14 protein-coding genes are annotated in these 22,721 nt (G+C 66.5%); 5 read left to right on the top strand and 9 right to left on the bottom strand.

Features of this window, described 5'->3' with window-relative positions; translation table 11 throughout:
* Positions 1 to 24: 24 nt before the first annotated feature.
* Positions 25 to 3,507, bottom strand: a complete 3,483-nt coding sequence (locus AB0C34_RS26530) for a transglutaminase family protein (protein WP_357078417.1) — start codon at positions 3,505 to 3,507, stop codon at positions 25 to 27.
* A 397-nt stretch (positions 3,508 to 3,904) separates the two neighbouring features.
* On the opposite strand from AB0C34_RS26530, the gene AB0C34_RS26525 reads away from it, so the two are divergent.
* Positions 3,905 to 4,549, top strand: coding sequence for a hypothetical protein (locus tag AB0C34_RS26525; RefSeq protein WP_357078414.1), 645 nt, complete (start codon positions 3,905 to 3,907; stop codon positions 4,547 to 4,549).
* Positions 4,550 to 4,638: 89 nt separating this feature from the next.
* Here the strand turns inward: AB0C34_RS26525 and recR are convergent, their stop codons facing one another.
* Both recR and AB0C34_RS26515 read right to left on the bottom strand, forming a co-directional pair.
* A complete protein-coding gene (gene recR / locus AB0C34_RS26520; RefSeq protein ID WP_357078411.1) occupies positions 4,639 to 5,247 on the bottom strand; it encodes a recombination mediator RecR in 609 nt (202 codons plus the stop codon).
* A gap of 13 nt (positions 5,248 to 5,260) precedes the next feature.
* Complete coding sequence (locus AB0C34_RS26515; protein ID WP_357078408.1) at positions 5,261 to 5,593, bottom strand: YbaB/EbfC family nucleoid-associated protein; 333 nt, start codon at positions 5,591 to 5,593, stop codon at positions 5,261 to 5,263.
* A gap of 295 nt (positions 5,594 to 5,888) precedes the next feature.
* Between AB0C34_RS26515 and AB0C34_RS26510 the strand changes: the two genes are divergently transcribed.
* Positions 5,889 to 6,470, top strand: a complete 582-nt coding sequence (locus tag AB0C34_RS26510) for a hypothetical protein (protein WP_357078405.1) — start codon at positions 5,889 to 5,891, stop codon at positions 6,468 to 6,470.
* Positions 6,471 to 6,937: 467 nt separating this feature from the next.
* Here AB0C34_RS26510 and AB0C34_RS26505 read toward each other — a convergent pair whose 3' ends face one another.
* Complete coding sequence (locus AB0C34_RS26505; RefSeq protein WP_357078402.1) at positions 6,938 to 7,372, bottom strand: SRPBCC family protein; 435 nt, start codon at positions 7,370 to 7,372, stop codon at positions 6,938 to 6,940.
* A gap of 206 nt (positions 7,373 to 7,578) precedes the next feature.
* On the opposite strand from AB0C34_RS26505, the gene AB0C34_RS26500 reads away from it, so the two are divergent.
* A complete protein-coding gene (locus AB0C34_RS26500; protein ID WP_357078561.1) occupies positions 7,579 to 9,075 on the top strand; it encodes an FAD-binding oxidoreductase in 1,497 nt (498 codons plus the stop codon).
* The gene (locus AB0C34_RS26495; RefSeq protein ID WP_357078399.1) at positions 9,072 to 10,388 is read left to right on the top strand and encodes a class I SAM-dependent methyltransferase; all 1,317 of its coding nucleotides are present in this window, start codon (positions 9,072 to 9,074) and stop codon (positions 10,386 to 10,388) included. The genes AB0C34_RS26500 and AB0C34_RS26495 overlap by 4 nt, the downstream gene beginning before the upstream one ends.
* Position 10,389: 1 nt before the next feature.
* On the opposite strand, the gene AB0C34_RS26490 is transcribed toward AB0C34_RS26495, so the two are convergent.
* Positions 10,390 to 13,977, bottom strand: coding sequence for a protein kinase (locus AB0C34_RS26490; RefSeq protein WP_357078397.1), 3,588 nt, complete (start codon positions 13,975 to 13,977; stop codon positions 10,390 to 10,392).
* A gap of 275 nt (positions 13,978 to 14,252) precedes the next feature.
* Between AB0C34_RS26490 and AB0C34_RS26485 the strand changes: the two genes are divergently transcribed.
* Positions 14,253 to 14,738, top strand: coding sequence for a MarR family transcriptional regulator (locus AB0C34_RS26485; RefSeq protein WP_357078394.1), 486 nt, complete (start codon positions 14,253 to 14,255; stop codon positions 14,736 to 14,738).
* Here the strand turns inward: AB0C34_RS26485 and AB0C34_RS26480 are convergent.
* The 4 genes from AB0C34_RS26480 to AB0C34_RS26465 all read right to left on the bottom strand — a co-directional run bounded on the left by AB0C34_RS26480 (position 14,699) and on the right by AB0C34_RS26465 (position 22,684).
* Entirely contained in the window at positions 14,699 to 15,865 is a 1,167-nt protein-coding gene (locus AB0C34_RS26480; protein ID WP_357078391.1) for an esterase-like activity of phytase family protein, read from the bottom strand. The genes AB0C34_RS26485 and AB0C34_RS26480 overlap by 40 nt on opposite strands.
* A 141-nt stretch (positions 15,866 to 16,006) precedes the next feature.
* Positions 16,007 to 18,157 carry a 3-hydroxyacyl-CoA dehydrogenase NAD-binding domain-containing protein gene (locus AB0C34_RS26475; RefSeq protein ID WP_357078388.1) on the bottom strand — a complete coding sequence of 717 codons (2,151 nt, stop codon included), beginning with the start codon at positions 18,155 to 18,157 and terminating at the stop codon, positions 16,007 to 16,009.
* A gap of 200 nt (positions 18,158 to 18,357) precedes the next feature.
* Positions 18,358 to 19,572, bottom strand: a complete 1,215-nt coding sequence (locus AB0C34_RS26470; protein ID WP_357078385.1) for an acetyl-CoA C-acetyltransferase — start codon at positions 19,570 to 19,572, stop codon at positions 18,358 to 18,360.
* Between the two features lie 295 nt (positions 19,573 to 19,867).
* Entirely contained in the window at positions 19,868 to 22,684 is a 2,817-nt protein-coding gene (locus AB0C34_RS26465; protein WP_357078382.1) for a DNA polymerase III subunit gamma and tau, read from the bottom strand.
* Positions 22,685 to 22,721 lie beyond the last annotated feature (37 nt).

Below are 22,721 nucleotides of genomic sequence, written 5' to 3'. Positions count from 1 at the left end.
TCACTTCCGCTGCCAGAGGTGTGCCTAACGGTCGCTGCCGAGTCCCCAGACAGTCCGCGCCCGCCGCAGATCGAGGATGCCCGGTGCACCGATGTCGAGCGACTGCGCTGCTATTTTCGCACGTAGATCCGCCAGGTCCAGACGTTCGATGGTGTGTCCCGCGGCCTCGAAGCGGCGGTTGCGGCGTGATTGCGCTTCTGCCGCGTTCACCGGGGGCACGTCATAGGCGCGACCGCCCGGGTGCGCGACGTGGTAGGTGCAGCCACCACGGGACAGCCCCGTCTGCGCGTCGATCAGGTCGAAGACCAGTGGCGCGTCCACCGTGATCGACGGGTGCAGGGCATTCGGCGGTTGCCACGCGCGGTAGCGGACCCCCGCCACCTGTACGTCGGCCTTGTCGGTGGCGAGCAGTGGCACCGGCATGCCGTTGCAGGTGACCACATGGCGGCCACGGTCGGCGCCCACCACCCGTACTTGCAATCGTTCCACCGAAGAGTCGACATAGCGTGTTGTTCCGGTGGCTACCGTCTGCTCACCCAGCGTGCGCCACGGCTCGATCGCGCCGCGAAGTTCGAGTTCGACGTCGCCGAGTAGCACCGCGCCGATCCGGGGAAAACGAAACTCGGTGAACGGATCCAGCCAACTGGTGTCGAAATCGATACCGTGCGCGCGCAGGTCGGTGCCCACCTCGGCGATGTCGGACATCAGAAAATGCGGCAGCAGATACCGTCCGTGCAGGTTCGCGCCGTGCCGAAGCAGCGGCGCGCGGTACGGCTCGGCCCAGAACCGGGCGACGAGCCCGCGCACCAGCAACGACTGCACCATGGCCATCTGGACGTGCGGCGGCATCTCGAAGCCGCGCAGCTCCACCAAGCCCAACCTGCCACGCGCCGAATCGGGGCTGTACAGCTTGTCGATGCAGAACTCGGCGCGATGCGTATTACCGGTCAGATCCGTCAGCAGGTGACGCAGCGCACGATCGACGTGCCAGGGCGCGGCGAGTACATCGGAGGGGGGTTCATCCTTGGACGCTGACCGGCGCACCGGCTGCGTGGCATCCGACGGATCGGCGGCTCGGCCGTTCGACCGCGCGCTCAGCCTGGCAATTTCGGCGAAAGCGATCTCCAGCTCGTCCAGCGCCGATTCCCGCCCCTCATCCGCCCGCGGCGCCTGTGAGGTCGGACCGACGAACCGACCCGCGAACAGATACGACAGGGCCGGATGCCGCTGCCAATAGGTGAGCATCGACACCAAGAGATCCGGCCGGCGCAGCAGCGGCGAGCGCGCGGGAGTCACTCCACCGAGCGTGATGTGATTGCCACCGCCTGTCCCGCTGTGCGTTCCGTCCACCTCGAAGGATTCGGTACTCAACCGGGCCAGCCTGGCCTGTTCGTAGAGCGTGGACAGCAGCTCGGCCTGCTCGGCGAACGACACCGTGGGCTGGACGTTCACCTCGATCACCCCGGGGTCGGGTGTGACCGACAGGGCCGTCAACCGCGCGTCGCCGGGCGGTGCGTACCCCTCGAGCACGATGGGCTGCCCATGGCGGCCGAGTGCCGAAGCCGCCGCCTCGACGCGCGTCACCAGGTCGACGAAATCCTCCAGCTTCGCGACAGGAGGCAAGAATACGTGCAGTTTGCCGCCACGCACCTCGGCGACCAGCGCGGTGGGCAACGCGTCATCGGCGGGTTCGACCACGGCCTGGGGTTCAGACCGGGACACCGACAGCGGGCCACCCTCCAGGAACGGGTCGACGTCCGGGCGCACCGACGGTTCACGCCAGGAGATGGACTCCAGCGGCAGACGAAGTCCCGCCGGGGAATCCCCTTCGGTCAACACGATTCGCCCGGCATCAGCGGCCACGGTGCGGCCGCGGCGCAGCCGCCATGCGGGGCTGGCCCAGCCGACGCCGTCATCCCTGCGGTACAACGGCAACACATACGCCGCAGGTTCGGTGACACTCTCGTCCAGGCGCGCGAGCAGCGCCATTCTGGTCTGTATCGAATCGTCGTCCGGGTCGATGTCGTCGCCTGCGGCGATCCAATCACCTTTCGGTGCACGGACTTTCGCGGCCAGCCGAACGAGCGGGTCCTCGAAGGCCGGACGCACCTGGGTTTCCGGCAGGCCGAGCCCGACCGCGACGTGGGCGATAAGGACACGCGCCGAATCGGGGTGCGCGGGCATGAGTTTCGGCTGCACGCCACACTTCGCGTCGACCCGCTCGCCCGGCGGCGACCACGGGTCGGTCAGCAAATCCTGGCGCTGCCAGAGGGATTCGCCGTCCGCACGCCACGCGACCGCGATCTCCCAGCGCGGCAAGGGTTCTTCGGGATACCACTTGCCCTGCCGATACTGCACGACACCGGTTGGAGCGTAGATCGTCCGCAATCGGTGTGCGAGGTCGACAGCGCGTTCGCGCTTGTGTGGGCCGTCGGCGTCGGTGGTCCACTGCGGGCTCGTCTGGTCATCGATAGCGACAAACGTCGGTTCACCACCGATGGTCAGGCCCACGTCGGCCGCGGCCATCACGGCATCGAGCGCCGCACCCGCTGCTGTAATCCGTTCCCATTGGGAAGTGTGGTAGGGCAGGGTGACTCGTGGGGCTTCCTGCACGCGCCGGACCGTGTTCGCGAAATCCATGGTGGCATCGGTACGCCCGGTCGCACCCGTGATCGGCGCCGACGACGACGGGTGCGGCGTCGCCGCCAGCGGGATGTGTCCTTCACCCGCGAACAGTCCGGAGGTGGGATCGAGTCCGATCCAGCCCGCGCCCGGGACGTAGACCTCGGCCCAGGCATGTAGGTCGGTGAAGTCGGCGGACGGGCCGGAGGGGCCATCCAGCGCCGGAACATCCTGCGCCAACTGCACCAGGTAGCCGGACACGAACCGCGCGGCCAGTCCCAGCTCACGCAAGATGGACACCAACAGCCACGCCGAATCGCGGCAGGAACCGAGTGCCGCGCGCAGCGTGTGGTCCGGTGACTGCACCCCCGGCTCCAGCCGAAGGGTGTAATCGACGTCCTGGCGTAGTGCCCGGTTGAGCGTCACCAAGAAATCGATCGTACGCGGCAATCCGGACGGCGCGTGTGCCCGCACCCACCGCTGGACCAGATCATTCGCCTCCGACCCTCGTGGCTTCCCGTCGACCGGACGCAGATACGGCTCCAGATCGGCCGCCAGCTCTCCGCTGTAGCGGAATGGAAAATGCTCGGCGTAGTCCTCGACGAAGAAATCGAACGGGTCGACGACCTCCAGGTCCGCGATCAGCCCGACAGTGATCGACAGTTCCGTGGCGGGGTCGGGAAAGACCAGTCGGGCGAGGAAGTTGCCGAATGCGTCCTGCTGCCAGTTGACGAAATGTTCGCCCGGAGTCACCCGCATCGAGTAAGCCTCGATCTTGGTCCGCGAGTGCGGCGCGGGGCGCAGTCGCACCACGTGCGGATGCACCTGCACCGGCCCGCCGAAGGTGTAGGTGGTCCGGTGTTCGAGCGACACCTTGATACCCATGCGGCAAGTTCACCACACCTGCGCGGACCCAGCGGCGGTCCCGGATCGGCGTTTCCGACCCCGCGAGATCTCCTCACCGCGGTGCCGACACACGGCGCGCGGGTCCCACCACCCGCACCGGAACGGTGGTATCACCGAAGGACGAACCGATCTCATCAGGAGGTCACATGGCTATGCCAGGTTGTTCATCCTGCGAGTCCGCTCTCGACCACTGCCACGGAACCCTGATCGTGCACGCGGGCCGAATCACCGAATGCACCGACCAGGCGTGCGGCGATCGCGACAAAGCCAGGCACGCGTTCGTCGTCGATTGCGGGGACCTTGCGGGCGGCTGCCGGTGCACCGGATCCGACGTGGGCCGCCGACGCGCCTGAGCGCAGTTCCGTACCCTGGCCGGGTGAGTTATGACCACGTGTTGCTGCCATCCGGTGTTGCCTCGTCGATCGCCGAGGTCGACGCCTACCTGAGCATCCAGCAGGGCCTCCCCGAGTCAGGGGTAGTTACCCAGATCGCGGCCGAGCTGAACAGACGCAACTCCGAGCTGCCCGAAGCGGACAGTTTTCTCAGCACCGCCCCGGTCGGCGGTGCCACCACCGGCACCGCGCTGCACGTGTCCTGCCCCTACGACGCGATCGGCTTCGTCCGCGACCTGCTGTTCGATCTCGCGACACCGCTGAACTACGCCGTCTACGACCCGCAGCTCGCCTGGCTGATGGATCCGGCCGGCCACGTGCCCGCCCTCGTCACCCACGGCGGCGCGGGCGAGTTCCCCTATCTGACCAAAGCGCTTGCCGACCAGTGGGTTTTCGAATTGAACCCGCCGAACCCGTACCTGGTCGTCGAACGTGGTGAGCAGTTCTACATTCAGACCTATCGGGAGCAGTCCGGCACCTACACCCTCGAGTACCGCGACGGTTCCCCCGACAAACACTTCGGTACCACCATCCCCGACGCCGCCACCGTCGCCACCCTCATCTGGGATTGGGCCACCGACGACCGCACCCGCCTGCAATTGTTTCCCTGGTCTCGGGTCGACCTCTGATCCGCGCCGGCCACTTGCCACCGAAACATCGTTGCCGACTGTCAACAGCAGCGAAGCGAGGGCAAGCCGCAAGGCACCCGCCGGGCGGCTTACAGTGCTCGGCGTCCGGACAGCGCACGGCCGAGCGTCAGTTCGTCGGCGAACTCCAGATCGCCGCCCATCGGCAAGCCCGAGGCCAGCCTGGTCACGCTCAGACCGGGGAAGTCACGCAGCATCCGCACCAGGTAGGTGGCGGTCGCCTCACCCTCGGTGTTCGGGTCGGTCGCGATGATCACCTCGGTGACGTCGACGCCGTCCTCCTGATTTCCGATGCGCGCCAACAACTCCCGGATACGCAGCTGGTCGGGTCCGACGCCGCTGAGCGGATCGAGTGCGCCGCCGAGCACATGGTAACGACCACGGAACTCCCGGGTGCGCTCGATCGCCTGGACGTCCTTCGGCTCCTCGACCACGCAGATCATGGTGCGGTCGCGGCGCGGATCGGCGCAGATGCGACACAGCTCGCCGTCGGAGACCGTGCCGCACACCACACAGAACTGCACACCGTCGCGCACCTTCTGCAGCGCGACCTGCAAACGATCGATCTCCGGTGGCTCCACCTGGAGGAGATGGAAAGCGATGCGCTGCGCGCTTTTCGGACCGACGCCGGGCAGTTTGCCCAATTCATCGATCAGATCCTGGACCGGACCCTCGTACAACTGTCGCGTCCGCTCAGAAACCGGGCAGCGAACCGCCGCCGAGGCCGCCCGACAGTGGCCCGAGTCGTTCGGAGGCGAGATTCTGCGCCTTCGCCATCGCGTCGTTGATCGCGCCGATCACCAAATCCTGCAGGGTCTCCACATCCTCGGGATCGACGGCTTTCGGGTCGATCGCCAGCGACACGACCTCACCGGTCGCCTTGATGGTGACCTCGACGAGGCCGCCGCCCGCCGAGCCACTCACCTCGGCCGCCGCGATCTCGGCCTGGGCTTCCATCACCGCCTGCTGCATCTGCTGCGCCTGGGCAAGTAACTGTTGCATGTCGAACTGACCACCGGGCTGCACGGAAGGTTCCTCTCTGGGGAAGGGCTGAGACCAGCCTAGTCCCGCAGGTCCCGGTACCCGGAGCAGCCTCGATTCTCCCAGCCACGAGGCGACCGAACCGCCTCGCGGCGATTCCTCCTCGCAGACCTCGTTACCGGTCGAACATCAGGTAACAGATCGCGTGTCACCGGTCGAGTATCGGGGTTACAGCTCGGGTATCGGGTTACAGGTTGGATAGATCCGGCCAGAACAGACCAAGATCGTCTTAACATCAGCGGGTGCATCGACGATTGACGCGGCAGACCCGGAGACCGCGATGACTGCTTACCGAATGCGTTTGCTGAACACCCTGGTGCTCACGCTGGGCCTGCCCAGTGTTTTCCTCGGCGGCACCAGCCCCACCGTCTCCGCCGACTCGGGCGTCACCGAGACCGCCAGAGATTACGGCGACGGTTGCGTGCTCTACTCGGACGACAAAACCGCGACCATCGATTCGCTGCGGTTGCATTGCTCGGCCGAGCAGCAGGACGCGATCTTCCACGACGCGCCCCTCGGCGCAGTCCCCATGGGCACGACAGATGGCTGGGTGACCCGCCCACCGGTGATGCAGACGATCGCGCCCGCGCTATGGATCGGCAAGACGTTCTATACCGGCCCGGAAGGCGGCTATCTGCTGAACAAACTCACCGGTGCGGGCATCGAGAGTTGGCCTGCTGATGTCTACGCCGGACCGGCCCTGACCGATGGGCAACCGACCTGGGTGCTCGACTACACCCCGTCGCCGACGCCGCAGGTCTACGACGAAATCCGCGAGGTCGCGCCCGGAGTCTGGTTCGGCTACTCGTGGTGGCGTGGGGAGTTCCAGACCACCCTGCTGTTGACTTTCGCCCTCGCCTAACAGCTGCCAGCCCTTGTCCGGCGGCTGCGAGAGTTGGATGTGCCGCTGCCGGAGATCCGGCGCGCCGAACGAGAGCGCCCGTGCCACCGCACTGCAAGTGCGTCTCGGGCGGATGGAAGCAGAGCCGACTCGTACACGCGAAGTGGAGGCGTCGTTGCGGACGCCGCAGGCGAGGTAGTCGCATTCGCGCCCGTAGCGAACGCGAATATCGTTCTTCCCCAAGGTATTTCTCTATCAGAGATGCCGGTTCGCCGGCGCTGTGCACGACGGACCGTGCCATGTTGTCGACCGCACCTAGTGGGCGCTCGAAAGCCATGTCGCCGAACAAAACGATTTCGACGAGATACGGTGCGATCTGGACGACACCAGGCGCTTCGGAGGGACACCTTGCCGATATCGGCACCGCGTCGCCATCGGCGCGACAACCCGGCGCCGCCAGGGCACCGGGTGTCACAGCCCTCGGCGGATCAGACCAGTTCGCGCTGCAGGTTTCCGAGCACCTCGGCCTGGATCTTCTTCAGGCCGAGCGGCGCGAAGATCCCCTCGAAGATGCCCGCGACGCCACCCGCCCCTTTCCAAGTGGTGTGCAAAGTGACCTGGGCGCCGGAACCGTCCGGGGTGACGGTCCACGTGTTCACCAGCGTCGAATTCGAATCGCGCTCGGTGACATCGGAATCCGACACCGAAACCACCGCGTGCACGTTGCGCGAGCGCTTCTCGGTGGCCTGCAACGTCCACTCCGCGACCGTCCCCGCGCCCTTGCCACCCTCGACCACCTTGTAGTCGCGGTAATGCGCGGACAGAATGCGCGGACGCACCGTGTCGTAGTCGGCGATGGCTGCCAGTACGCGCTGCGGATCCGCCGCCACGGCGATCGAACTGCTGGCGCTGACCTGTCCCACAATGAGCTCCTTGTCCGAGTGTGGTGTCTCAACCGCCTCCATCCTGCACTGTCCATACCGAAGGAAAACACGCAGGGCACGCCGTGTTGCGAACTACTCCAGACAATTCGGTATTCCATTTAGCAACATATGCGTGACATTTCTCCCGTGACCGCACCCTCGTGGTAGCCCCGCAGAATCGTCCGTACTAGCGTCGAGGCGTGGCAGTGAGTCTGTTGGGGAAGGCCGGACTGGCACCGGCCGCACGCGAATCAGGATTTGCCGCGCATCGAGCGGGCGTGAACCGCCTTTTGGCGAGTTACCGCGCGATACCGGAGCATGCCAACGTTCGGTTGGCAAAAAAGACCTCGAACCTCTTTCGAGCCAGAGCAAAGAACTCCGCACCCGGACTTGATGTCTCAGGGCTGACCAAGGTCATCGCGGTGGACCCGGTCGCGCAGACCGCCGACGTGGCCGGCATGACCACCTACGAAGACTTGGTGGCCGCGACACTCCCGTACGGGCTGGCGCCGCTGGTCGTACCGCAACTCAAGACGATCACGCTGGGTGGCGCGGTTACCGGACTCGGCATCGAGTCCACGTCGTTCCGCAATGGCCTACCGCACGAATCGGTGCTGGAGATGGACGTTCTCACCGGCGCCGGCGAGATACTCACCGCGACGCCGGACAATGAGCACGCCGATTTGTTCCGTGGTTTTCCGAACTCCTACGGCACGCTGGGCTACACGGTCCGACTAAAAATCGAATTGGAGGCGGTACAGCCGTACGTCGAACTGCGACACGTGCGGTTTCACAGTGTGCGTGAGATGGAGACGACCCTCGCGCGGATCGTCGCGGAACGGTCCTACGACGGGGAGCCGGTCGACTATCTCGACGGCGTCGTGTTCACCGCTGACGAGAGCTACCTGACCCTGGGCCGTCAGACCGACGAACCGGGCCCGGTCAGCGACTACACCGGGATGGACATCTTCTACACGTCGATACGGCACGACGGCGGCGGTTCAACCGGTCGCTCGACGGCCTCCGCCGTGGCCCCCCGGCGCGACCGACTGACCATTCATGACTACCTGTGGCGCTGGGACACCGATTGGTTCTGGTGTTCGCGCGCCTTCGGCGCGCAGAACCCGAAGATCCGCCGGTTCTGGCCGAAGCGCTACCGCCGTAGCAGCTTCTACTGGAAGCTGGTGGCCCTGGACCACAAATACGACATCGGCGACAAGCTGGAGGCGCGTAAGGGCAATCCGCCGCGTGAGCGGGTGGTGCAGGATGTCGAGGTGCCGGTGGACCGCACCGCGGACTTCGTCGAATGGTTCCTGCGCGAGATCCCGATCGAGCCGATCTGGCTGTGCCCACTGCGATTGCGCGACACCGAGAAACCGGCCGACGGCGGTGCCACGTCCGAGGCGGCCGCCGCTCGGACGTGGCCGCTGTATCCGTTGGAGCCGAACCGGACCTATGTGAATGTCGGGTTCTGGTCGACCGTCCCCACGGTCTCCGGGCAGCCCGAAGGGGCAGCCAACCGCGCAATCGAGCGCACGGTGACCGATTTCGACGGACATAAGTCGCTGTACTCGGATTCCTTCTACAACGAGGCCGAGTTCGCAGCACTATACGGCGGAAACACCTACACCGAACTCAAGAAACGCTATGACCCAGACCACCGGTTACTGGATTTGTATTCGAAGGCGGTGCAACGCAAATGACGACATTCAAGGACCGTTCCGATGCCGCGGCGGATCTCGGAACCAAACTGAGCATTGCCGAGGTCTTCGAGACCCTGATCGAAGGCAAAGTCCCGATTCGGCTGACGGCCTATGACGGCAGTACGACCGGACCGGAGGATTCGCCGTTCACGCTGGAGATAAAGACACCGCGTGGCATCAACTATCTGGCGACCGCCCCCGGTGATCTCGGCATGGCTCGTGCCTACATCTCGGGCGATATGACCGCCATCGGCGCGCATCCGGGCGATCCGTACGAAATACTGAAGGCGATCGACGGGCTGAAGTTTCGCCGCCCGTCCGCGCTGACGCTGGTGACCATCGCGCGCTCACTCGGCTGGGAACGGCTCAAACCGATCGCCCCGCCCCCGCAGGAGACACTGCCGCGCTGGCGTCGCATCGCCTTCGAGGGCCTGCGCCACTCCAAGACTCGTGACGCCGAGGCCATCCACCACCATTACGACGTCTCGAACGCCTTCTACGAGAAGGTGCTCGGACCGTCCATGACCTACACCTGTGCGGCCTACGGCGACGAGAACTGGTCACTGGAGCAGGCGCAGGAGAACAAGTATCGCCTGGTCTTCGAGAAGTTGCGGCTGAAAGAAGGCTACCGGCTGCTCGATATCGGCTGCGGCTGGGGCGGCATGGCGCGGTACGCGGCCAAGCGCGGCGTCAAGGTCATCGGTGCGACGCTGTCGGCCGAGCAGGCGGACTGGGCGCAGAAGAAAATCGCCGAGGAGGGACTTTCCGACCTGGCCGAGGTGCGCCACTCGGATTACCGCGACGTGCCGGAGGGCAACTTCGACGCGGTGTCCTCGATCGGGCTCACCGAGCACATCGGCGTGCACAACTACCCGTTCTACTTCGGCTACATCAAGAGCAAACTGCGCGATGGCGGCCTGTTCCTGAATCACTGCATCACCCGCCCGGACAACATCCGCACCACCAAGGCCGGTGACTTCATCGATCGCTACGTGTTCCCGGACGGTGAGCTGATCGGTTCCGGCCGGATCATCTCCGAGATCCAGAACGTCGGACTCGAAGTGCTGCACGAAGAGAACTTGCGCGAGCACTACGCATTGACCCTGCACGAATGGTGCAAGAACCTGGTCACCCATTGGGATGCCTGCGTCGATGAGGTCGGCGAGGGAACCGCCAAAGTGTGGGGCCTGTACATGGCAGGCTGTCGGCTCGGCTTCCAGCGCAACGTGATTCAGCTGCACCAGGTGCTCGGCGTCAAACTGCCCGGAGATGGCGACTGGACCGTGCCGCTGCGTCCGTGGTGGCAGCCGTAGGTCAGAAGATCTCGCTGCCCGCCCCGTTCAGAAGTTCATCCAGGAACTGGGCGGGCAGTTCGGTGTCACCGACGTGGGTGGCCGCGGTCGGCTCATCGCCGCGCAGCACCCGCAGGATCCCCACCACGCCCGGCCCCGCGTCCAGCAACGGCCTCGTCCAGCCGACGTCGGCGCAGGTCGCCACGGCGGGAAGCAGCAGGTTGGTGGCCTCGCCGACCCAGCCGGAGGCGGCCAGACATTCGGCGAGCAGCAGGGCGGCATCCAATTGCGCTCGTGGACGGCGCTTTTCGAGCATATGTCCATGCAGCGCGCGGGCACGACGCACCGCCCGGTCGTCGGATCCGAGTTGCGCGGCGAGCAGCGCGCGGATCACGGCGATCTCCTCGGCCTCGGCGGCGAGCACGGCCACGCCGTTCATCCGATAGCTCACTTGCGGCTGCCTCGACTCCGCAGGGTCGATGTACGGCCGGTCGGCGGCGTCCAATGGCAGGCCGAGCCGCAACCGTTCGGCGCGGATGTGCGAACCGAGCCGGGTCAGCCGATTGTCGACGGCGATGCGGGCGCCTTCATCCAGCCGGGCAGCCGCGGTATACAGGTCCCCGCGCGCCGCCTTCACCCTGGCGCCGACGACGAACGTCGAGATCAGAAAGTCCACCGTGCCGACCCGGGTGACCAGCTCGTGGCTCTCGTCGAGCAGGTGGTCGGCGAGGTCGAGGTCGCCACGGCGGTAGTTCAGCTCGCCGGACAAGGCCGCGGCGACGCGCACCGCACGCGAGCGCGAACCCGAACGCGCCCGCGCGGCGTCCCTGGCCTGCTGGAAGCACCGCGCGGCCGTCGGGATGTCGAGCTGCTCGACGGCGGCATAGCCCTGGCTGCAGCGTCCGAAGACCATGCCGAGCGGATCTTTCGACCGCGCGTGGTATTCCTCGGCCCATTCCTGCATCTGCCTGGCACCCTCGAAGTCGAACTCGCAGAGCTGCACGAACGTGGTCAGGTTCGCTGCGGTCGAGACCGTCCAGGCCGGCAGCTCTTCCGGGTGTCGCAGGCAGTCGGCGACCCGTTCGAGCACGCCGTCGGTATGGTCGTGGGCGATCTGGTCCGCGGCGGAAAGCACCACGGCCTGGCAGCGCTGCACGCGCACGTCGGCATCGGTAGCCGAACCGCGAGCCAGGATGTTCGACAGTCTGCCCAACGCGGTACGCGCGGGCCCGGACTGCTGCAGGTTGACGTTTGCCCTGGCCACTGCCATCAACAGTTTGGAGCGCGAGGCCACCTGCTGCATCGGCAGTTTCGAAACGCTGCCCAGCAGCGTGGCCAGGCGGGAGCCGTCGATCAGATCCATCCCGCCGCCCTCCAGCAGATCGAGCGCCAGTTTGAGATCGCCCGCGGCCAGTGCGTGGTCGACCGACTTGCGCAGCAACTGGTGTTCGGCATACCAACGCGACGCTGTGCAATGCAGAACCTTCAACTGCCCAGGGTGGACGAGCTCCAGCCGAGCACGCAGATGCTCGGCGAACAGCGGCTGCATCCGGAACCACTCCGGGTCGTGCTCGATCCGGCGCAGGAACAGTTCGCGCTGTTCGGCCTGCTCCAGCAGCTGTTCGGCGTCCGCCTCGCCGGACAGCGCCGCGGCGAGCGGCCCGGAAACCCGCTCGGTCACGGCGATGGACATCAGGAACTCCAGCATCTTCGGTTCCAGCGCATCGAGGACGTTCTCCGCCAGGTACTCGCGGATGCCATGACTACCCTCGGAAAGAGTCGCGATCAGCTGCGCGGCGTCGGCGTTTCCGCGCAGCGACAGGCTCACCAGCTGGATCGCGGCGGGCCAACCGTCGGTGGTCGTGTGGATCGCGGCCACCTGAGCGGTGCTGAGCGCGAACCCGTTGCGCTCCACCAGGATCTGTCTGGTCTCGGCCTCGGTCAGGCGCAGCGCGGCCGAGCCGATCTCCACCAACTCGTCGTGTACCCGCATCCGTCCGGTCGGCAGTCCCGACTGCTCCCGGCTGGTCACGACGAAGCGCAGATGGTGGCAGCCGTTGTCCAGCAGGGAGTCCATCGCGCGGTGCGCGCCCGCGTCGGTGACCCGATGCCAGTCGTCGACGATCACCACGGTTGTTTTGCCACTCGCATGGATCTCGTCGATGAGCGTGGAGATCACGAACGCGGCGGCATCGGCGGGTCGCTCCTCGAGCACCTCGTCGAGGCCGCCACCGATATCCGGCCGGACCCGGCGAATCGCCTCGATGAGGTGGGCGAGAAACCAGATCTCGTTGTCGTCGTCGCTGGCGATGCTGAGCCAGGCGACCGCGACGTCCTGCTCGGCGAGTTCGGCCCGCCACTGCGCAGCTACCGTGCTCTTGCCGAATCCGGCGGGAGCATGGATCACCGCGAGCCTGCGGCGGCCGCCCGCGCGCAGGATGTCGAGTAGCCGCGGCCGCGGCACCGGCTCTCGGGTCGGCGTCGGCGGACGGAATTTGGTTTCCGGTATCGGCGGCATCGTGATCGCGGACACAGTCGTGCCGCCGGAATGCTGCGAAACCGCGGGCCGCAGCGTCAATGGCCAACTACGCCGCGCGATGACCGCGGGATGGGAGCTGGTCGACGCTCTCGCCGGTTCGCTGAGGGTGGCGGCGGGATCGTCGTCGAGCGCGGTATCCAGCAGCGCCATCTCGTCGGGCAGCTGGTCGTGGTCACCCTGGACAGATCGCAGCAATTCGCCGAACTCGAGGGCGGTTTCCGGCCGGTCCCGCGGATTCGGCGACATGGCGCGCTCGATCGCGTCGGCCACATCCGAGGGGATATCCACCTCGCGCAGGTCGGGCACCGGCTGCGTGGTGATCCGCAGGAACTGCGCGACCACTTTCTCCCCTGCCTGCCTTTCGTAGGCCGCGTGGCCGGTGAGCAGCGCGAACAATGTCGAACCGAGGCCGTAGATATCGGAGCGGACGGTCGGTTCGTCGCCTTTGAGGACCTCGGGCGCGGTATATGCCGGCGAACCGGTGATCAGACTGCTGGACGTGCGGAACCCGCCGGGAATGCGGGCGATGCCGAAATCCGTGAGTTCCGGCTCGCCGTACCCGCTGATCAGGACGTTGGCCGGTTTGACATCACGATGCAGGATTCCAGCGCGATGCGCACTCTCGATCGCGCCCGCCAGCTTCACCCCAGCCCGGACGGAGTCGGACCAGGTGAGCGGACCTTGATCGCGAATGAGCTGGTCCAGCGAACCCCGGTTGAAGTACGGCATCACGATCAGCGGTAAGCCGGTCGCGGTGACGTCCACCTGCAGGATGTCGACGATGTTCGGGTGACCGGACAGTCTGCCCATCGCCTGCTCCTCGCGCAGAAAGCGCTCCCTGCTTTCCTGATCGATCTCCGAGGAGAGCACCTTGACCGCCACAACCCGGTCCAGCACGGTCTGGATGCAGCGATACACCACGCCGAACCCGCCCCGGCCGATCTCCTCCGCGCCGGACAAGCCCATCGCTTCGAGTTCGTCACCGACAGCGATGGGTACTTGTTGCTGCGTATTCGATTCGACCGCACTCGATTCCGCGCTCACCCTGCCTGAACGCGTCTGCGGATTCATGTGATCACCTCGAATTCACATCGAATCGGTGTCACCGGCCAACTCAGCGCCTACGCCGGACACTGCCGATGACACCGCAGCGTCCGGTATGTCTGCGCATACTCCAACGTAGCGCGGCGCGAGATCACACGGGAGAAGTTCCCCATCGGCACAGTTTCGTGATCACCGATCCCGGATCTCCGGGCCGCTGTACGGCGCGGCAGGCTCGACAGTTACCTAGCCTTATTCAAAAAGTTTCTTCTTCGAAGAAGAAATCACCAGGTGGAGGGATTCCTGTGTCGACACAGGAGGGCGGGCGGGCGCCCGCGACGGCGCCGCCGACGCGCTCGGAGCCGGGCGAGGTCTATCGGCGCTACCTGAACGCGGTGCTGCTGCACGGACAAGTCGGGGCACGGGCCGTTGACCTGGGCGCCACCGATCTCTTCGCGCTCAGTATCCTCGAACTGGCCGGTTCGATGACACCGGGCGAACTCGGCGCACGCAGCGGGCAAACCACCGGCCCGACGACCCGGCTGATCGACCGGCTGGCGAACGCGGGTTATGTACGGCGCCGGCCGGCGCCGGCCGACCGGCGCAAGGTGATCGTCGAACTGGTCGACACGCCGGCCGACCTCGACGAGGTTCTCGCCCCGGCCCGGCGGCGCATCGGCGAGATCATCGGCGGTTACTCCCCGGATCAGCGCGCGGTGTTGTTCGACTACTTCACCAAGGCCGCGGTCGCCTACCAGGCCGCCGCCGATGACCTGCTCCCCGCCGACTGATCGACCGCGAGCGCGAACACCTGAGTGATCTGCTCTTCAGCGAAGTTGTTGTCGCTGACCAGAACCAGGGTTCGCGCACCGGAGGGCAGGCGCGGCCCCCAGGTCATGCCCTCGACGATGTCGATCCGCGAGAGCCCGACATCGGCGAGGTCGACCAGCAGCCGCTTGGACACCGGACGCGCGCCGCTGATCGGCACGTCGAGGACATTCGTTGCCGTGCCGAGATCGGCCTCGTAGATGCGGATCTTGTTCCCGACGCCAGGGACATAGGCCCGTTCCAGGACAAGCAGTTTGGTCGGATCCAGCGGGTCGGCGGCCAAGAGGGAGGCGATCCCATTCATGCCGAGGCCTGGATCGGGGCGTGACTCGGCGAAGACCGGCTCCATCGGATACACGTACTGCGCGAGTAGCGGCCCGGAGCGTGCCTGGACGGTGATCCGCGTGGGCGCGCCGCTGGTCGCGGTCGCCGCGGGACCGTCCTGCAGCAGCGGTCCCTCCATCGAGGTCAGAAACAGCGTTCCCCCTGCCGCGAAGGTCGCGCCCTCCAGCACCATGTTCTGCCGCGGTCCGCTATTGGGCAGCATCCGTTCGTTGCCCGGGATCGGCAGGTCTCCCGCGAATGCGCCGTCGGGTTGGGCAATCCGAACCGACGGGTCCGCACGGACGGTGTCGGTGCGCTCGCCCTCCTGCGTCCAGTAGTAGTCGCCGGTCCATGGATCTACCCGGATCTCCTCGGGATCCACCGAATTCGGCGCGTAGGTGTCTCCCGTCGCCGTCCGTAACGGATGGGTGCCGGTGAACGTCACCGGACCGACGCCGTGCTCACCGACCCCGATGTGCGCGGTGTAATACCGCACGGGATTCCGGGTGGACCGATCATCGCTGATCAACACGTATTCGCCGGTGCGCTCCTGATAGTCGATCCCGGACAGGCCGCCGACCGTGGTGCCCGCAAAATCCAGGTTGTGCTCGATCACCTGCTCGCCCAGCAATCGCACCGATGTGCCCACCGCCGGATCCGCAGTAGCCACCGGATCCGCGGTAGCCGCCGGCGCCATCGCCACGGGCGCTGACCCGAGCACGAGAACACAACTGGCGAGCAGAATTCGGCGGCTATGTCTTGGCACGACTCCCAACATATCGAGCAAGGTCCATGCCGCGATGACCGCAGCTGGGAAATACGACGGGCATCACGCGCCCGCGAAACGGCAAAAGCCCACCACCATCACAAGCGGTGGCGGGCTTTGCCGTTGCATTCGGCGTGGCGACTATGAACGCAGCGAGGCCGGCACCTCGAAGCGGTCGCCGTAGGTCTTGGCGAGGTAGTCCGCGCGCTCCACGAAGGCCGCCTGGCCACCCGGATAACCGACGATGAACTGGTGCACACCACCGGTCCAGGCCGGGAAGCCGATACCGAAAATCGAGCCGATGTTGGCGTCAGCGGTTGACTCCAGCACGCCCTCGTCGAAGCACTTCTGGGTCTCGATCGCCTCCGCGAACAGCATACGGTCGATCAAATCCTGCAGCGGGACACCGAAATTCGCCGTCGTCTTGAAATGCTCGCGCAGGCCTGGCCAGATGCCGGTGCGCTTACCGTTCTCGTCGTACTCGTAGAAGCCCGCCTTCTCCAGGCGGCCGGGACGACCTTCGGACACCATGAAGTCGATCACCTCCTGCGCCGGGTGACGCTTGGCGCCCATCGTGGTGTCACCGGACTGAGCGGCCTCCAGGCTCTCCTTGGCGATCTTCTGCATGAGCTTCATGTTCAGCTCGTCCGACAGTTGCAGCGGTGCGGCCGGGTAGCCCGCCTGCAGGCCGGCCTGCTCGATGGTCGCGGGCTCGATACCCTCCTGAAGCATCGCTATCGCCTCGTTGACGAAGGTGCCGATCACCCGCGAGGTGAAGAAGCCACGGCTGTCGTTGACCACGATCGGGGTCTTCTTGATGGCGAGGGTGTAGTCGAATACCCGGGCCAGCGCCTCGTCCGAGGTCTTCTCCCCCTTGATGATCTCCACCAGCGGCATCTTGTCGACCGGCGAGAAGAAGTGGATGCCGATGAAGTCCTCTTGACGTCGCACGCCGGTCGCGAGACCGGTGATCGGCAGGGTGGAGGTGTTCGAGCCGAGTAGCGCGTCCGCGGTCACGATGCCCTCGATCTCCTGGAACACCTTGTGCTTGAGTTCGGTGTTCTCGAAGACCGCCTCGACGACGAAGTCGACACCGGCGAAGTCGGCCGCGTCCGCGGTCGGCGTGATCCGGTCCAGCAGCGCCTTGGACTTCTCCTCCGTGGTCTTACCCCGCGACAGCGCCTTGGCCTCGATCTTTTCGGAGTAGTTCTTGCCACGCTCGGCCGCCTCGATCGTGACGTCCTTCAGCACCACCTGATAGCCCGCCTTCGCGGACACGTAGGCGATACCCGCGCCCATCATGCCCGCACCGAGCACGCCGACCTTCGTGATCTCCTTCTTCGGCACGTCCTTCGGCCGTGAACCACCATTGTTGATGGTCTGCAGGTCGAAGAAGAACGCCTGGATCATGTTCTTCGCGACCGGGCCCGTGAGCAGGTGCACGAAGTAGCGGGACTCGATCAGCGACGCGTTGTCGATATCGACCTGCGAGCCCTCGACCGCGGCCGACATGATGGCGCGCGGCGCGGGCATGTTCGCCCCTTTGAGTTGCTTGCGCAGGTTGGCCGGGAACGCGGGCAGGTTGGCCGCGAACGCCGGCGAGGACGGGGTGCCGCCCGGGATCTTGAAGCCCTTGACGTCCCAGGGCTGCACACCCTTGTCCGGGTTGGCCTTGATCCACGCCTTGGCCGCGGGGACCAGTTCGTCGACGGAACCGACGAGCTCGTTGACCAGGCCGATCTCCTTGGCCTTCGCCGGCTTGTTGCGCTGGCCCTGCAACAGCACCTGCATCAGCGCGTTCTGCAAGCCGAGCATCCGCACAGTGCGGATGACACCGCCGCCTGCGGGCAGCAGGCCGAGGGTGGCCTCCGGCAAACCGATCTGCGATCCCGGCACATCGGCCGCGATGCGGTAGTGCGTGGCCAGCGCGATCTCCAAGCCACCGCCGAGCGCGGCGCCGTTGATGGCGGCGACAACCGGCTTGCCCAGCTGCTCGAGACGACGCAGCGCGCCCTTGATCTCGGTCAGTTCGTCCATCAGCGCCTGCGCGTCGTCCGGACCGACCTTCATCATGTTCTTCAGGTCACCGCCCGCGAAAAAGGTCTTCTTCGCGGAGGTCACGACGACACCGGTGATGGTGTCCTTCTCCGCCTCCAACCGGTCGACGGTGGCGGTCATCGACTTCTTGTACAGCTCGTTCATCGTGTTGGCGCCCTGGTTCGGGTCGTCCATCGTCAACACGACGATGCCGTCCGAATCCTGCTCCCAACCGATCATGGTGGTTTCGCTCACAGCTCTGTGTCTCCTGGTTCGATTGCGGCGTTCGCGAGCCCGATGTGCTTACCCGAGCTGTAGCTCCGGGCCGGACGTGCACGCCGCATAGTGGAATTCGCGGCATTCACGGGCCGTACAGCCGGGAGCCATCGTGGTGGTCCTGCGCAAGGTAGGCGAGCATCGCTCACTCCGCGGGTTGAATCGGGGTCGGTGCGGGATCAGACCCGCTCGATGATGGTCGCTACTCCCATGCCGCCGCCGATGCACAGCGTGATCAGCGCGTAGCGGCCGTTGCGGCGCTCCAGCTCGTCGACCATGGTGCCGGTGATCATGGCGCCGGTCGCCCCCAGCGGGTGACCCATCGCGATCGCGCCGCCGTTCACATTCAACTTCTCGTCCGGGATGTTCAGGTCCTTCTGGAACTTCAATACCACGGAGGCGAACGCCTCATTGATCTCGACCAGGTCGATATCGTCGAGGGTCAAACCTGCCTTGGCCAGCACCTTCTTGGCGGCCGGGGTCGGACCGGTGAGCATGATGGTCGAGTCGGCGCCGCTGGTCGCGGTCGCGACGACGCGCGCACGCGGGGTCAGGCCCGACGCCGTGCCCGCCTCCTCCGAACCGACGAGCACGAGCGCGGCGCCGTCGACGATGCCGGAGCTGTTGCCACCGTGGTGCACGTGGTTGATCTTCTCGACGAAGTAGTACTTCTGCAGCGCCACCGCGTCGAAGCCACCCATCTCACCGATCACGGCGAAGGACGGCTGGAGCTTGGCCAGGTCCTCGGCGGTAGTGCCGGGGCGCATGTGCTCGTCTTTGTCCAGTACGACGATGCCGTTCTGATCCTTGACCGGGACGATCGACTTGGCGAAGTAGCCGCCGGTGGTCGCCCTGGCGGCCAACTCCTGCGAACGCACCGCGTAGGCGTCGACGTCGTCGCGACTGAAGCCCTCGATCGTGGCGATGAGGTCGGCGGAGACGCCCTGGGGTACGAAGTAGGTGTCGTAGTTGGTGGACGGGTCTAGCGCCCACGCGCCGCCGTCGGAGCCCATGGGTACCCGCGACATGGACTCGACGCCACCGGCGAGTACCAGGTCGTCGAAGCCGGAACGGACCTTCTGAGCAGCCAGGTTGACGGCTTCCAGGCCGGAGGCACAGAAGCGGTTGAGCTGGAAGCCGCCCACGGTGTCCGGCAGTCCGGCGACGGTGACCGCGGTACGAGCGATGTCGGCGCCTTGGTCACCGACCGGCGCGACCACCCCGAGAATCAGATCGGAGATCCGGTCCTCGTCGAGGTTCGGGAAGCGGCCGCGCAGCTCCTGGACCAAACCGACGGTCAAGTCGATCGGCTTGACCGAGTGCAGGGAGCCGTTCTTCTTGCCGCGGCCGCGCGGAGTGCGGATGGCCTCGTAGATGTAGGCCTCTGTGGTCATATCGGAGTGTTCCTTCCTCAAAAGGGTGCGGCGGCCGGACCTTCGTCCGTCCCGGCGCGGTGTGCGGCAACACTGCGTGCTGCGGCATGGCTGCGGCTGACCTCGCCGACCGGCCCTGCGACCGACCGTCCTGACGCTGTACAAAACAGGGCGAGCGACGGTCGACGTACCTTCCGGTTGCCCGTACGTCTGGGCATACCATAGAACGTCGTCGCACCGCAGCTCACGGCCACCCGTTCATACTACCGCGATGTTGCGAACTCCGGTTAACTTAACGTCGCTGGAGCGGTACTTGTCAACCGTCCAAACGTGTGGCACCTAGCTCACTCTTCAGCAATTCGAGAGCGACCTCGTCCGGGTCACGCCGGTCTCCGGGGGCGACCGGATCGGCGGCGGCGGCCATCATCTCCCGCTCTTCCTCCGGCGTCGAGGCGGGAACGACGCCGTCGTTGTCCCACGCCCTGCTGGTCGCGGCGTCATTGCCACTCGAAGCGGCGTCGAAGGGCGGGGAGTCGGTCGGGCCGGGGTCATCCGGTAGATCGGGGTAGTCAGGCGGCGGAATATCGTCTTCGCCCCCATACGGACGCCCGTCGGAACGACCCGGGCGCGATCGACCAGTACCGGGCGCCCGGTCCGCACCCGCGGCCTGACTCGGGCGCGAGAAGCGCGGCGGCGTAGCAGCATCCGAAGCCCGTCCGGTTGCGTTGCCTGATTCACGTCCGGCGGCCTGGCCGCCCGCTGATCCGCGCGAACGGTTCGCCACGCCGCCGGTCCGAGGCGCCGGAGCAGACCGCGGCGCGACGCCACCCGCTTCCCAGCGCACCTCATGGTCTCGACCGAGGACAGCACGCACCGCCGACCGCACCGCCTCCAGATTCCGCGGATCCGACAGGCGTTGCGCCAGCGGCGCGTGCTGATGCGTGAACACGATGACATCGCCCTCGATGCGCGATACCGAAGCGCCGGCCAGCATCGCCTGCACCGCCGCGCCGAACTCGCGCACCTTGCCGCGAATGTCACCCCAGGCGTTTTCCACCTCACGCAGCAGGTCATCGCGCTGCGCCGCTGGTTCCGGCACTGCCGGCTGGTGTGGCGAAACGTCGTCGACCGCTGCGACCCGGGCCGACTCTCCGGTTGAGCGCGACGAGTCGGCCGGAGCCTCCGGCGCGACCTTCGACTCTGCCGTCCGCGGAGTAACCGACGCGACGATCTGCCCTGCCGCGTCGGCTACGGAAGATACGGACGCATCTCCCGTGGAAAGCGACTGTGCCGCTGCGATTTTCGGATCGACGATGGCGGGAGAACGGCGATCCGGGCCCGATACGGACTCGGCGGGAGCCGATCCGGTGGTCCGCTCTCCGGCGATTTCGGGGACGGAATCGGGGAGCGGGTCGGGACCATCCGGCGACCCCGGTCGGCTGACCATCGACTCCGTGGACAGGCCCGACGAACCAGACCCGGTCGACCCGAGCGCGTTTCCGGCGCCCGTTGCGCCGGGAGCTGTGATCGACTCGTGCGGCCCGGCAGCCGACGAACCCGGCTCGAAGGGTGCGCCTGCGGCGGTAGCGCTCTTCTCGACCCGTGCTTGCGATGCCCCGGATTCGATACCGACCTGCGTGGATCCAGCCTCGCCCCGGTCGAGATCATCCCTTCGCTCAGCAGACCGATCACCGACTGGCGCTGCACCGGCCGGTGATCCGCCGCCAGCCGAAACTGCGCCGGACGTGACACCACCACCGGCGGACACGGCACCGGATTCGATAGCACCTGCCGACGTGGCCAGCCCAGACCCGGTGGCGGCGCCCGAACCGGCAGGCGAGATGTCCTGGTTATCCCGGCGAATAGCGGCCAACGCCTCCGCGCCGCGGCGACGCGCCGGTGCGGACGACGACCCGCTCGCGGAATGGGGGGCCGCGGCGGGTTCCGACGATCCGGCAGGTGCGGCGGTGAGCGAGCCGCTCGCCAGCCCGCGCTCCAGGCGTTCCAGGCGTTGCAGCGTGGCGGATTCGGCGTCGGAGACCGACGGCAGGAGCATGCGCGCGCAGACCACCTCGAGCAGCAGTCGAGGCGCGGTGGCGCCCCGCATCTCACCGAGACCTTCGTGCAGCAGTTCCGCGTAGCGAGTCAAGGTGGCCGCGCCGAGGCGCCCAGCCTGTCCGCGCATCCGGTCGAGCACATCGCCGGGGCCGGTGACCAGGGCGCGATCGGTGGCGTCGGGTACCGCGCGCAGCAGAATCAGGTCGCGGAAACGGTCGAGCAGATCAGCGGCGAAGCGGCGCGGGTCGTGCCCCGCCTCCATCACCCGGTCCACCGTGCCGAACAGCGCCGCGCCGTCATCGGTGACCAGTGCTTCGACCGCGTCGTCGATCAATGCCACGTCGGTGACACCGAGCAGCGACACCGCGCGGGAGTAGGTGACGCCCTCGGCGCCCGCGCCCGCCAACAACTGGTCGAGCACGCTGAGGCTGTCGCGGGGCGAGCCACCACCCGCGCGAATCACCAACGGGTACACCGATTCTTCGACCGAGACGTGCTCCTGCTCGCAGATCCGGCCGAGCAACCCGCGCATGGTGGCCGGCGGCAGCAGCCGAAACGGATAGTGATGGGTGCGCGAGCGGATGGTGGGTAGCACCTTGTCCGGCTCGGTGGTCGCGAAGATGAAGATCAGGTGGGCGGGCGGCTCCTCGACGATCTTCAGCAAAGCGTTGAAGCCCGCGGTGGTCACCATGTGCGCCTCATCGACGATGAAGACCCGATACCTGGACTCGGCGGGGGCGTAGAAAGCACGGTCACGGAGCTCGCGGGTGTCGTCTACGCCGCCGTGGCTCGCGGCGTCGAGTTCGATCACGTCCAGATTGCCCGTCCCGCCGGGACCGAGCGCCACGCAGGAGGGGCAGACACCGCATGGCGCCGAGGTCGGGCCCTGCACACAGTTCAGCGACCTGGCGAGGATGCGTGCCGAGGACGTCTTGCCGCAGCCCCGTGGACCGGAGAACAGATAGGCATGACTGATCCGTCCCGTGTCGAGCGCGACACTCAGCGGGTCGGTGACGTGCTCCTGACCCACCACCTCAGCGAATGTTGCCGGTCGGTATTTCCGGTACAGAGCCACGGCCAGAGGTTACCGGCGGCGACCGACAAAGAACATT

It is taken from the genome of Nocardia sp. NPDC049220, from assembly GCF_040647855.1.
Taxonomy (GTDB): domain Bacteria; phylum Actinomycetota; class Actinomycetes; order Mycobacteriales; family Mycobacteriaceae; genus Nocardia.
Note: the sequence above shows the minus strand (reverse complement) of the source record. Positions and strands in the feature narration are given on the sequence as shown.